Source organism: Variovorax sp. RO1 (assembly GCF_002849325.1).
In the GTDB taxonomy this organism is placed as follows: domain Bacteria; phylum Pseudomonadota; class Gammaproteobacteria; order Burkholderiales; family Burkholderiaceae_C; genus Variovorax.
In genome coordinates this window covers 1,024,654-1,033,922 of record NZ_PKMT01000001.1, presented here as the reverse complement: position 1 = coordinate 1,033,922, position 9,269 = coordinate 1,024,654, and the positions used below count along the sequence as shown (strand labels likewise).

Annotated in this window: 25 protein-coding genes and 1 tRNA gene; 1 reads left to right on the top strand and 25 read right to left on the bottom strand. The window is 64.1% G+C overall.

The annotated features are described in order from the left end of the window. Nucleotides 1–125: 125 nt before the first annotated feature. The 24 genes from CY658_RS32700 to CY658_RS04905 form a co-directional block, all read right to left on the bottom strand. Nucleotides 126–201 (bottom strand) — tRNA-Gly (locus CY658_RS32700). Nucleotides 202–549: 348 nt separating this feature from the next. Further along, nucleotides 550–930 (bottom strand): phage protein NinX family protein, encoded by a 381-nt coding sequence (locus CY658_RS05005; protein WP_101489127.1) that lies wholly within the window; start codon nt 928–930, stop codon nt 550–552. Next, a complete protein-coding gene (locus CY658_RS05000) occupies nt 927–1,499 on the bottom strand; it encodes a hypothetical protein (RefSeq protein WP_101489126.1) in 573 nt (190 codons plus the stop codon). Before CY658_RS05000 ends, CY658_RS05005 begins: the two co-directional genes overlap by 4 nt. Beyond that, nucleotides 1,486–1,734 (bottom strand): hypothetical protein, encoded by a 249-nt coding sequence (locus CY658_RS04995; RefSeq protein ID WP_101489125.1) that lies wholly within the window; start codon nt 1,732–1,734, stop codon nt 1,486–1,488. Before CY658_RS04995 ends, CY658_RS05000 begins: the two co-directional genes overlap by 14 nt. Next, complete coding sequence (locus tag CY658_RS04990; RefSeq protein ID WP_101489124.1) at nt 1,731–1,937, bottom strand: hypothetical protein; 207 nt, start codon at nt 1,935–1,937, stop codon at nt 1,731–1,733. The genes CY658_RS04995 and CY658_RS04990 overlap by 4 nt, the downstream gene beginning before the upstream one ends. Then, nucleotides 1,934–2,182 (bottom strand): hypothetical protein, encoded by a 249-nt coding sequence (locus CY658_RS04985; protein WP_101489123.1) that lies wholly within the window; start codon nt 2,180–2,182, stop codon nt 1,934–1,936. The genes CY658_RS04990 and CY658_RS04985 overlap by 4 nt, the downstream gene beginning before the upstream one ends. Continuing rightward, entirely contained in the window at nt 2,179–2,316 is a 138-nt protein-coding gene (locus CY658_RS32695; RefSeq protein WP_180838872.1) for a hypothetical protein, read from the bottom strand. The genes CY658_RS04985 and CY658_RS32695 overlap by 4 nt, the downstream gene beginning before the upstream one ends. 11 nt (nt 2,317–2,327) lie before the next feature. Further along, a complete protein-coding gene (locus CY658_RS04980; RefSeq protein ID WP_101489122.1) occupies nt 2,328–2,570 on the bottom strand; it encodes a hypothetical protein in 243 nt (80 codons plus the stop codon). A 15-nt stretch (nt 2,571–2,585) separates the two neighbouring features. Beyond that, on the bottom strand, nt 2,586–3,071 hold the full coding sequence (locus CY658_RS04975) for a nuclease domain-containing protein (protein ID WP_101489121.1): 486 nt from the start codon (nt 3,069–3,071) through the stop codon (nt 2,586–2,588). After that, nucleotides 3,068–3,205, bottom strand: a complete 138-nt coding sequence (locus CY658_RS32690; protein WP_180838871.1) for a hypothetical protein — start codon at nt 3,203–3,205, stop codon at nt 3,068–3,070. The genes CY658_RS04975 and CY658_RS32690 overlap by 4 nt, the downstream gene beginning before the upstream one ends. Then, complete coding sequence (locus tag CY658_RS04970; RefSeq protein ID WP_101489120.1) at nt 3,202–3,492, bottom strand: hypothetical protein; 291 nt, start codon at nt 3,490–3,492, stop codon at nt 3,202–3,204. The genes CY658_RS32690 and CY658_RS04970 overlap by 4 nt, the downstream gene beginning before the upstream one ends. Next, nucleotides 3,485–3,823, bottom strand: coding sequence for a hypothetical protein (locus tag CY658_RS04965; protein WP_101489119.1), 339 nt, complete (start codon nt 3,821–3,823; stop codon nt 3,485–3,487). The genes CY658_RS04970 and CY658_RS04965 overlap by 8 nt, the downstream gene beginning before the upstream one ends. After that, nucleotides 3,820–4,272, bottom strand: coding sequence for a DUF1367 family protein (locus CY658_RS04960; protein WP_101489118.1), 453 nt, complete (start codon nt 4,270–4,272; stop codon nt 3,820–3,822). Before CY658_RS04960 ends, CY658_RS04965 begins: the two co-directional genes overlap by 4 nt. After that, nucleotides 4,269–4,523, bottom strand: a complete 255-nt coding sequence (locus tag CY658_RS04955) for a hypothetical protein (RefSeq protein WP_101489117.1) — start codon at nt 4,521–4,523, stop codon at nt 4,269–4,271. Before CY658_RS04955 ends, CY658_RS04960 begins: the two co-directional genes overlap by 4 nt. After that, nucleotides 4,520–4,711 carry a hypothetical protein gene (locus CY658_RS04950; RefSeq protein ID WP_101489116.1) on the bottom strand — a complete coding sequence of 64 codons (192 nt, stop codon included), beginning with the start codon at nt 4,709–4,711 and terminating at the stop codon, nt 4,520–4,522. Before CY658_RS04950 ends, CY658_RS04955 begins: the two co-directional genes overlap by 4 nt. After that, the gene (locus CY658_RS04945; protein ID WP_101489115.1) at nt 4,708–4,929 is read right to left on the bottom strand and encodes a hypothetical protein; all 222 of its coding nucleotides are present in this window, start codon (nt 4,927–4,929) and stop codon (nt 4,708–4,710) included. Before CY658_RS04945 ends, CY658_RS04950 begins: the two co-directional genes overlap by 4 nt. Beyond that, nucleotides 4,926–5,315 carry a hypothetical protein gene (locus tag CY658_RS32385; protein WP_143713599.1) on the bottom strand — a complete coding sequence of 130 codons (390 nt, stop codon included), beginning with the start codon at nt 5,313–5,315 and terminating at the stop codon, nt 4,926–4,928. Before CY658_RS32385 ends, CY658_RS04945 begins: the two co-directional genes overlap by 4 nt. Beyond that, complete coding sequence (locus CY658_RS04935) at nt 5,315–5,884, bottom strand: hypothetical protein (protein ID WP_101489113.1); 570 nt, start codon at nt 5,882–5,884, stop codon at nt 5,315–5,317. Before CY658_RS04935 ends, CY658_RS32385 begins: the two co-directional genes overlap by 1 nt. Further along, on the bottom strand, nt 5,877–6,707 hold the full coding sequence (locus tag CY658_RS04930) for a YdaU family protein (protein WP_101489112.1): 831 nt from the start codon (nt 6,705–6,707) through the stop codon (nt 5,877–5,879). The genes CY658_RS04935 and CY658_RS04930 overlap by 8 nt, the downstream gene beginning before the upstream one ends. After that, nucleotides 6,707–6,988 (bottom strand): winged helix-turn-helix domain-containing protein, encoded by a 282-nt coding sequence (locus CY658_RS04925; protein WP_101489111.1) that lies wholly within the window; start codon nt 6,986–6,988, stop codon nt 6,707–6,709. Before CY658_RS04925 ends, CY658_RS04930 begins: the two co-directional genes overlap by 1 nt. Continuing rightward, the gene (locus CY658_RS04920; protein WP_101489110.1) at nt 6,988–7,224 is read right to left on the bottom strand and encodes a hypothetical protein; all 237 of its coding nucleotides are present in this window, start codon (nt 7,222–7,224) and stop codon (nt 6,988–6,990) included. The genes CY658_RS04925 and CY658_RS04920 overlap by 1 nt, the downstream gene beginning before the upstream one ends. Next, nucleotides 7,221–7,595, bottom strand: coding sequence for a hypothetical protein (locus tag CY658_RS04915; RefSeq protein WP_101489109.1), 375 nt, complete (start codon nt 7,593–7,595; stop codon nt 7,221–7,223). Before CY658_RS04915 ends, CY658_RS04920 begins: the two co-directional genes overlap by 4 nt. Then, nucleotides 7,592–7,900 carry a hypothetical protein gene (locus CY658_RS04910; RefSeq protein WP_101489108.1) on the bottom strand — a complete coding sequence of 103 codons (309 nt, stop codon included), beginning with the start codon at nt 7,898–7,900 and terminating at the stop codon, nt 7,592–7,594. The genes CY658_RS04915 and CY658_RS04910 overlap by 4 nt, the downstream gene beginning before the upstream one ends. After that, the gene (locus CY658_RS04905; RefSeq protein ID WP_143713597.1) at nt 7,897–8,385 is read right to left on the bottom strand and encodes a phage regulatory CII family protein; all 489 of its coding nucleotides are present in this window, start codon (nt 8,383–8,385) and stop codon (nt 7,897–7,899) included. The genes CY658_RS04910 and CY658_RS04905 overlap by 4 nt, the downstream gene beginning before the upstream one ends. A 60-nt stretch (nt 8,386–8,445) precedes the next feature. Here CY658_RS04905 and CY658_RS32685 point away from each other — a divergent pair, with 60 nt between their 5' ends. Further along, the gene (locus tag CY658_RS32685) at nt 8,446–8,820 is read left to right on the top strand and encodes a hypothetical protein (protein ID WP_180838870.1); all 375 of its coding nucleotides are present in this window, start codon (nt 8,446–8,448) and stop codon (nt 8,818–8,820) included. 115 nt (nt 8,821–8,935) lie between these two features. Here CY658_RS32685 and CY658_RS04900 read toward each other — a convergent pair whose 3' ends face one another. Beyond that, on the bottom strand, nt 8,936–9,205 hold the full coding sequence (locus tag CY658_RS04900; RefSeq protein ID WP_101489106.1) for a hypothetical protein: 270 nt from the start codon (nt 9,203–9,205) through the stop codon (nt 8,936–8,938). Nucleotides 9,206–9,269: the final 64 nt, after the last annotated feature.

Here is a 9,269-nt window from a genome sequence, read left to right as displayed (position 1 = left end):
CCCCCGGCTGGCTTGTGCCCCTGTCTACCCGGACAGCGTCGCGAAGGGCTTGCGCCCCGCCGTGGATTCGAACCACGTCCTTCACCAGATCTCGGCCAGCGAGCAGGAATTGAACCTGCCTGACTTGGAGCATCCCGAGGGAATCGAACCCTTCTCTGCGCAGCTTGGAAGGCTGGCGACGCGGCCCGCGCGCTGGAATGCGGAAACGAAAAAGCCGCCGAACATTGCTGCTGGCGGCCGTGTTGCTGATGGAGGCTTTCCCTTCCGGTCCGTACTCAGGCTACCCCGCGAATCACGGCCAGCTCCTGCGTCCTCTTGCTCCCTCGCGGCGGCAAGACCACCTTTCCCCATCACGAAGAGACTCTACGAATCACGCTCCCCTTCAGCCCTTCGGCTTCTGCTGCTACGTGAATCTCTTTGTGATGACCCTGATTTCGAAGTCGGCTCCGCCATCAAAGGCGGGCCTGCTCTATTGCTTTCACGGCAACACACCGTGTTTGTACAGGTGCCCGGACTGTACACGAAGAATTCGCCGCGCGAAAGGGGTTTTCATCCAGCATCGCCCGGGAAATCTTCGCCGAACTTCGATGCGACATAGGCGCGCATGGCGGCGACGAGCGACGACGGGCCCGTAGCTTTGGCGCGGCCTGACGATGTGCCTGAGCCCTCCGAAAACCAAAGAGCGTCTGCTGATTTCCCACTGTAAGGATCGACCCCGGACCACACGCCAATCCGCTCGCGCTCGATGATCGGGCCGCCGTCGCTCCAATCCGTGGAGGGCGAAAACTCCGGGCCGCGCCTCTCTTTCAATCCCGAATCGTCGCCTCCCTCGTAGAAAACGACGAGCTCGCCAACAAGTCGAACGCGATGCCCCTCGGCTTTTGCCACCCAGTAGTCGAGCTGGGCACCCGTGAGTTCAGAGGTTTTCATAGCTCCATGCTAGCCGCGATCTTCCGCATTGCCGCCGGCCCCGCGCGCCCCTGCTCCCGCTCCATCTCGCCGACCAGCCAGCGCGCGAGCTCGCGGTGCTCGTGGCGGAACTGCTTTTCGAACGGAATCTGACCCGTCCCCTTGCAGTGCTTGCAGATCGCTCCGCCGATGGTCGTGCTTCCCTTGATGAGGCCCTGCCCATGACCACCACATGGCTTGCAGGTGCTATCCCGGTGCCATGCGAGACAGGCGCGGGCCATGTCGGCACACTGCACGGTCGTGAGCTTGAGCTTCATGGCCGGCGCCTTCCCGCGGAGCCACTCCACCAGGATCTCGACGATTTCCTGCGCGGCGCCGTTGTCGCCCATGAACAGGCGCTCGAGCGGCACAGCGAGCTCTGCCTTCGGGATCGAAACCTGCTGCCCGCGCGACCAGGTGCGCCCCTCGGAGAGGTCGCGGTGCGCCAGGCCCATTGCGCCAAGCACGTCGGTATCGCTGTAGACAGTGCGCGCATCGACCGTCAGGCACGAAGAGCGGATGGCGGTGGCGTAGCGGTCAGTGATCGACATCGGAGTCCTTCGGTTCGGAATAGAAGTCCACCACCGCAATAGGCTCGACGGTGGCGGATGTGGGGTTCTTGGTGACGACGATGGCGTGAGAACGGCGTGTGCCTTGCAGAAGATCGACGGCCGCAGCGAGCGTTGCCGGCGCGATGCCGCAGAACTCAAGCTGCCACGCTCCTGCGGCGGAATGCCCGGTCAGCGTCACGCGCTCGGCGGCAGGCAGCTCGATCGTCTGGCTCACTTCACCTCCAGCTTCAGCGTCTCGCTGTGGTGGCGCTGGGCGAGCACGATGATGCCGCCGCCCTGCTCCACCGGGCCGTGATTGAGCATGCCGGTGATGAATGACGACTTCAGCGCGTTCAGCACGGCCAGCATGTGCGCCGGGTCTTGCGTCAACCTATTCAGGAAGTCGTGGTTGATCTCGATGATGGTGCGGGTGCTCACGACGTTGTCTCCACGCCCAGCCCCATGGGCGGCATCGTCCGGCCGACAACCGAGAGGTAGACCAGGCCGCCGGCATTCAGCGCGGCCAGCTCGTCGGCGTCCGGGCGCCAGAAGGAGATGACGCACGGGACATCGCCCTGCACTGCGTCAGTGATGGCTAGGGCGCCGCACGGGAGTTCGCCTTGATCCCAGCCCGGAGGCGCGCCGAGAACGCGGTTGTTGCTGGAGTGCTGGGTGGGCCTCATGCAGTTTCCTTGGCGGGCAACAGGGAGGGGTCGATCACGGGCCACTGCAGCCGCTCTCTCGCAGCAGCAGGCCGGCGAATCAGCCGCCTCGGATCGATGAACTCCAGCAGGATGTAGAGCAGTGCGCGCTTCATGCCGAGCCCCTTCACTTCGTCTTCGAGGACGTGTTGATGTACGCGCGAGGCATGAAGAGCGAGCGCAACGAAGAGATCAGCCACAGCAGGCCGAAGACGTGCCAGAACGGCAGGTCGAGGTACACCGGAGGCAGCCAGTAAAAGTACGTCGGCGCCAGCCAGTTCCACAGCAAATAGACCGGGATCGCGATGAAGAAGCAGACTGCCGCGGCGATCAGCCAACCGAGGACGGGAATCATGTTGAGTGCGTTCAATGAGTGCTCCAGTGGTTAAGGGGTTTCGCCGACGGGCGTTGCGTTGAGTTGGTCGAGTGCCCATTGCGCGGCCATGCGCTCCTTCGGGTCAGCCTGCGTGCTGGCGGCGATGGCGCGCCACTCGCAGACCTGGGCGAGGTGCCCGAGCATGAAAGCGGCGGCCTTCTGCGCCTTGGTGGCGCCGGCGTACGCATCCGTGTAGTGGTTGCATGCGCTGCAGCCCCAGCACGTCAGCGCGTCCGAGACCTTGTAGGCCATGCCCTTTCCGTTGGCGACGCCGCCGCCGTGGCAGGCGACCGTGGTCTCGGGGTCGTAGTTGCAGATCGGGCTGCGGATCAGGCAGGGCTTGCCGCGCGCCATGTCCAACAAGTGCCGGTTCTCGGCGCGCGGTTGCTTTGGTGCGGACACAAAGGCTTGTGGCTTCGCGTAGCTGCCGCGCGGCTCAACCGGCCGGTACAGCGGCTGCGGCTTGCGCTCGTAGGTTCGGCGGGCGAAGGTCATTGGATCTCCCCGTTGAGCACGCGGTCGAAGACCACGATGCCGCGCGCCTTGCTGTGAAGGCGACCCTCATCACGCCATGCCTCGTACCAGCATTCGGAGACCCAGAGGGCGGCGAAGTACAAGGCTTGGTTCATGCGATCACCCCCAGCGCCTTGAGCGCCTGCTCAGGCGTCTCGACTACGAACAGCGGCATGTCGGCCCAGATGGCGTGCCAGTCGACTTGATCTGGCGTCAGCTTCCGCGCGCTGGGCACCTTGCTGCCGTCCTTGACCTCAAGCAGCGACAACTTGCCGCGGAAGCCGCACAGCAGGTCCGGCACACCGTTGCCGACGGCTGCGAGGCTCTGCACCGACACGCCGGCAGCGCGAAGAGCCGACACGACCTGCGTCTGGTTGGCGTCGATCTTGGCCGCCCTACGCATGCTTCGCCCCCTTCAGCGCAGCCAGTTCAGCCTCAAGCGCCTTGATGCGGGCGTCCTGCTTCTTCCATTGCTGGAAGGCGTGCCAGCTGCCTCCCTTGACCACGTCCTTGTGGATGGCCGCGACATCCTCCGCAGAGAGCGTCGTCAGCTGCTCAGCCGGATAGATCTGAAACGTGCCGTTGTCCCAGTCGATCCCGAAGCCGGCGCTCTTCAACGAAACGGCGGGTGTGCCGCCAACGGTCCCAGGCCGGCAAACAACAATCTTTGCCTCCGCATCCAAGCGGCGCGTAGGCGCGCGCAAGATGATTTCTGCGAGGTCTGCCGCCTTCATGCCCAACCCTCCACGATCATGTCCATCAGGCGGTTCGCCGTGGGCTCGTCCATCTGCGGCAGGATGTGCTGGAGCACACCGTCGATTGCCGCGCTATAGAACACATCGAACCCCTCCTGATCCATGGCTTCATAGCTCACGGACTTCGGCACCTGCACGATCTCGCCGGTTTTGGGGTCGGCCATGAGGTCGAAGTGCCCGGTGACCAGCTTCACAGCCACGAGCGCCTTCTCGACCGTGTTGTAGGTCTCGCTGTTCTCGGCGACGAGCTGCAGCAGCGCCATCAGCTTGCGGTGGTGGCGGCCATTGCGCGGGCTGGAGAACTCGACGCGCAGCCACTTGCCCGGCTTCATCGTTTCCAGCTTGCGGCGGAACTTGGACCATGCATCTTGGTCTGCTGGCGTTGAGCCACGCAGGCCGCCGGGCGTGCGGATGAGGATGGCTTTCATGCAGACCTCCGAAGGGCAGCCAGCAAGAGCCGCGCGAGGCGTGCGTGCACCTTCAGCAGCCGCTGGTCTTCCCGCCAGTGGTAGCCGGGGTCGTAGCACACGCCGCTCTCGGACTCGGACTTCTCGGTCGGGTACTTCTTTTCGATTCGCGCGCTGGCTTCGGCATGCGCGGCCGCGCGTGGGGACATGTAGTGCCGGCGCTTGGTTGGCGCGAACCACACGGTGCGGGTGATGGCTTGAATGGCGGTCATCCGATCACCTTTTCCCGCTTGGCCACCGTCTCCGCCGGCGCCTGCGCGAACTTGCCGAAGCGGCAGGCGTTGCGGTCGGAGAACGTGCGGCCGGGCTGCGCGGGCACCAGCGCCTTGCACAGGCCGTAGCCGTGCGCGCGCAGGGTTGAATGCTTGAGGTCCCAGTGGGAGCACTGAATGCACCTCATGCCACCCTCCACTGAATCCATGCGCCGCGCACGTAGACCGCGCTGTAAGCCAGCGACAGCGCCAGCAATCCCCACGCGCCGGCCTGCACAGCGAAGGTGATCCAGAACGGCTGCCCGCACAGGCCGACGAGTGGCGCGAACTTTCGTGCGCGGGCGCTCTTGCCCATGGCCATCCACAGTGCGGAGAGGCCGAAGAATGCGAGTGCAAGCTGGATCATTTCGCGTCCTTCGTGACCTGCCGCGCGAAACGCCACTTGCCGACGGCGTTGCGCTCGAGGTGCCCGGCATCGCCCAGATAGCGCATGTACTTCTGCGCAACCTGCTCGACCACACCGAAGCGCTCGGCGACGCAGGACTGCGGTGGAAGCTGGTCGTTCTCTTCGTAGAACTCGTGGCAGTAAGCCAGAACCTCCACGATCCTTGTTTGCATGGCGGCACGCAGATAGCCGCCCTTGCCCGGGATGCCGGTTGCGTGCGCCCGAGGCTTCCTTACCTTCGGCGCTTGGACGACCTGGAGCCGTGCCCGATGCTTCGGTGATGGGAGGCCACGGAGTTGCGCGGCGATGCGGTTTGCCGCTTGGCATTCGGCGCTGTATTCGCTCATCAGTGAACTCCTTGGGTGAACATGCGATCAAGGCGCAGGAGTTCGGCGGCCTCATCCCCGCCTGCTTCGCCAACGGCGGCAGCGATGGCCTGTTTGAGGCCGTCGAGAGTTGGCGGAAGAGGGATGTAGCCACTCCGGCGTCGTTCTGCCTTCACCTCGTGCTTCTCGACGATGGCGCGTGCCTGCCGGGCGTACTGGCTGCGCAGCGCGCCGCTCATCTCGATGGCATTCGATGGCTGGTAGGTCGCGCGCGGGGCAGCGTTGGCGCACATCGCGACGAATTGCGGCAGACCTGGCGGAAACTCCGGGTGCCTGACTTGGCATTGCTCGAGCGCGGTCACGACGATGGATTCGTCGAATGCCCGCAGCTTGTGAGCCCACACCGAACGCGCGCTGGCGACGCCCATGTCTCGGCCTTTTCCATCCAGCACGCCAGAGGCGAACTTGTTCAGGAACAGGTTGCCGTAGTAGCCATGCAGCACCTTGAACACGTTGTTGACGACGGTCTCATCCGCCGCGGGCTGGGCCCGGCGGAAGTCGTCTGCGTTGACCACGACGGGTTTAAGCATTGATCACTCCTTGGGTGTCCATGTCGAAGATGGCGGCGGCAGCACCTGCGTGCCTTGGCGCGCCGAAGGACTGGCGGGGCACGGCGCCCGGTGCCGGCGGCGTCCAGTCGGATAGGTAGTGCTCTCCGGGGCCGAAGAACGTGGTGGGCTGCTTGATGAAGCCGGGCTCGGTCTTGCAGGCTCGGCAGTAGGCTGCGTAGCGCTGGACGCCGGACATCAGCACCTCGACGGTTACGCCATCCTTGCGTCGCGCCTTCCAGGCTTTGCAGGCATCGGCCTTCGAGCGGCCAGGTCGGTCGGGGTAGGCCAGCCACACCGCCTCGAACTCGATCGGGTACTTCGACTCGGCCTGACCCGACAAGATCTCTTCTGAACGAAGTGAAGAAGAAGGTGATGGTGTAGGGCAATCCTCATGCACATGCTCAGGCAATGCTCCGGGCATGCTTGGAGCATTGCTCTTTGCACCACCGGAGGACTTCCCCCAGCGTGCTTCAGCTGCTGCTTTAGCTTTGCTCACAGCAGCCGACTTGCGCAGGCCAGCGGATGCCAGTTCCTTGTCGGCGCGCCCATGAACCCAGAAGCCATCGACCTCATCGAAGAACTCAACGAGCAACGGACGCAGGCGCTTCCACTCAGCAGGGGTTGCCTTGCAGATGTTGGCCAGGCGGTTGCCTTGGTCGATCAGGGGCCCGCGGTTGCGCCAGTACGCGATGAGTAGCAGCAGATAGCCGCCATGCTCATCGCGTGCCAGGTGCGTGGTGTCAGCCAGATACGCGCCGATCCACAGCGGCATCCAGGCATCGACCTTTTCAACTTCGGCCACTACACAGCCTCCCAAGCCCGGAAGCCGTTGTAGATGGCGCCGGTCGTGCGGATGAGGCCCTTGCGCTCCATCTCAGGCAGGCGGCGGTCGATCTGCACGACGGTCAGCCCGGTCATCTGCGAGTAGTACGCAGCGGTCTGGCCGGGACGGTGCTTGATGGCGCGCAGGATCTTGGCGGCGTGGCCTTCGGCGAAGCGGATCGAGCGGTCGGCGGCCATGTGCGACGTGACCGGGTCGGTGGCTCGAGCGCGCGGCGCATCGACGGATGTGTGGGCGATCATCAGATGCCACCTCTGCGGATGGAGTCACTGCGGTGCATGTCCGCTTCACCCTGCACGCGGCCGGTGATGGGGATGCCGTGGCGGTTGACCGATACCAAGCCCTTGATGCGGATGATCTTGGGAGCGCGCTCGGGCTTGATGCCTGAGGGTGGGAAGACGAAGGGAGGCTGCTGGTGCATGAACGAGGCGGTTTCGTCCATCGCAGCCACCATGTCGTTGGTGATGGCGGTGTTCATGCCGAACCCTTCGACAGCGCCCGCACGCGGACTTGCAGCCAGCCAGCCTTCTCGGCCATGTCCTTGCACAGTGCTGCGGCCTCGGGCACCTCGTAGGCCTTCGTGCGCACGCGCTTCAGCTTCGCCTTCGTCTGCAGCCAGGTCAGGGCATTCCATTCATCTGGAATGCGCTTGGCGTTCTCCCGGATGGCCACTGCACGTTCTTGCTCGTGGAGTGCCTGCGCCTCCTCCAGTGCGCCAGGCGGCACGCCCTCAACGGCCCAGCCCTTGTGAAACTCGCCCGGGCCGTCGGAGGTGCGCTTCGGCAGCGGAACACGCTTGTTGGTGTCGACGGCTTGGCCGTGGATGTTGACGAATGCGATGGCGTTCATGGCAAAGTCCTTCCGGTGGTGTCCTGCGCGATGCGGCGCGCAATGGAGATCGCAGCTTCGTTCTTGCCGAGGTAGAAGGCCTCGTACATCTCGACGATGGATTGGCGGGTGCCGTGCGGTGCGTCGCCCATGCCGCGCTCCTGCAGCTCGGTGATGAGGTCGTCATCGCTGTAGCTTTCGAGGTCCGGCTCGTTGTCGACGTCATGGCCGCGTGCTTCAAGCTCGTCGATGAGGACCTGCGTGTCGATCTTTTCGAAGTCGATCTCGGCCTTCGGTGCAGCGGGCGCGGTCGTAGGGGCGCTCATGCCGCAGCCCTCAAGTGAGCGGGCTTGCGCGATTCGTTGATCTCGTGCGTGCCGCGCAAGATGCCCTGCCCGACCGCGAAAAGATCGCTGAGCTTGCGTTCGATGTCGCGGCGCTCGTTGTCGTTGATGTTGTCGTCAGCGAGCGCACTGGTGAGCGCCATGATGGTGGCCGAGGTCTTCTCCAGCAGGCCGGCCATGCCAGTGCGAATCTCGCGCGGCGTGGTCATGTCATCGCGCACCGGCAACTCAAGGAGGCGGCCACTACGCGCGTTGAGCGAGTTGACGTAGGCGTAGCAGTGCTCGCCCTTTGCCTCGATGCAGTATTCGGACACTTGCTCGGCGCGCGTGACGCCCATCTTGTGGCCAGGGCCGCCAGCAAGCTCCTTACGGAGCAGCTCGTCGGTGATGCCGAGGCGCACCGCCATTGCTTCACGACCGCCTGGGTAGTACGCGACCATCAGTCGCAATGCGTCATTCGAGTTCATGTCCGGGCTCCGACTTTTTGGACGTGGCGCGTAGCGGCGCTCGCTGCGACAGTCCTGTTCATGGAAACAAAGCAACACAGCGAAGCGCACTGGTCAGCGACACCGGCAGAGGTAGATGCAGACGTGCTCATGGCTTCGCTTGTGGAGGTGATGGCTGCAAGCTCAGTGAACCGTGGCGGCCGTAACGCCCGCCTCGCCCCAATGGGTCTGAATCAGCCAATCGATGTACTGGCCACACTCCGCCGTAGTGGCGGGCGTGTCGTGACGTGGAGCGTTTCCGCTCGCGTTGAACCAGCACGCTTGCAGGGCGTGGGCTTCATCGGAATCGCCACACGCGAAACGCACGAATCCGATGAAGGCGATGCCGCCGTCATCAAGATCCACTGGCTCGCGTTCGAAGCCAAGCGCAGTGCGCAACTGGGCGATGAGGGTTGAGGGCTGATGCATGTCAGACCTCTTTCGCAAGCAGCGCGAGAGCGGCGCCGGACAGCGCGATCGCGCCGATGAGCACGAACGGAATCTGGAGCCAGATGGGCATGGAGGCCATGGCTTAGGCGCCCTCGCCGATGGGGGCCTTGGGCTCGGCAGATGCCTTGGCGCGGATCTTTCGAGCGAGCGCCCAGTTCACTTTGCTGTTCAGCTTCTCGATGGGGATGCCCGTCGCTGCGGAGACGTACGGCGCCTGATCTGCTGAAACGATTCCAGCCTTCAGCCAGTACTCAACGTGTTGTCTCAGAACCCCGTTCCCCACAGCCTCCGCCAATTTGGCGGGACTGCCTTTCATCGTGACCGCGAGCTCGATACCGGTCGGCTGCTGCATAAAACACCTCAAGAGCAAAGTAGTTTGCAGTTTATCTCGCAAACTTCTTTGCAGTCAAGAGGAT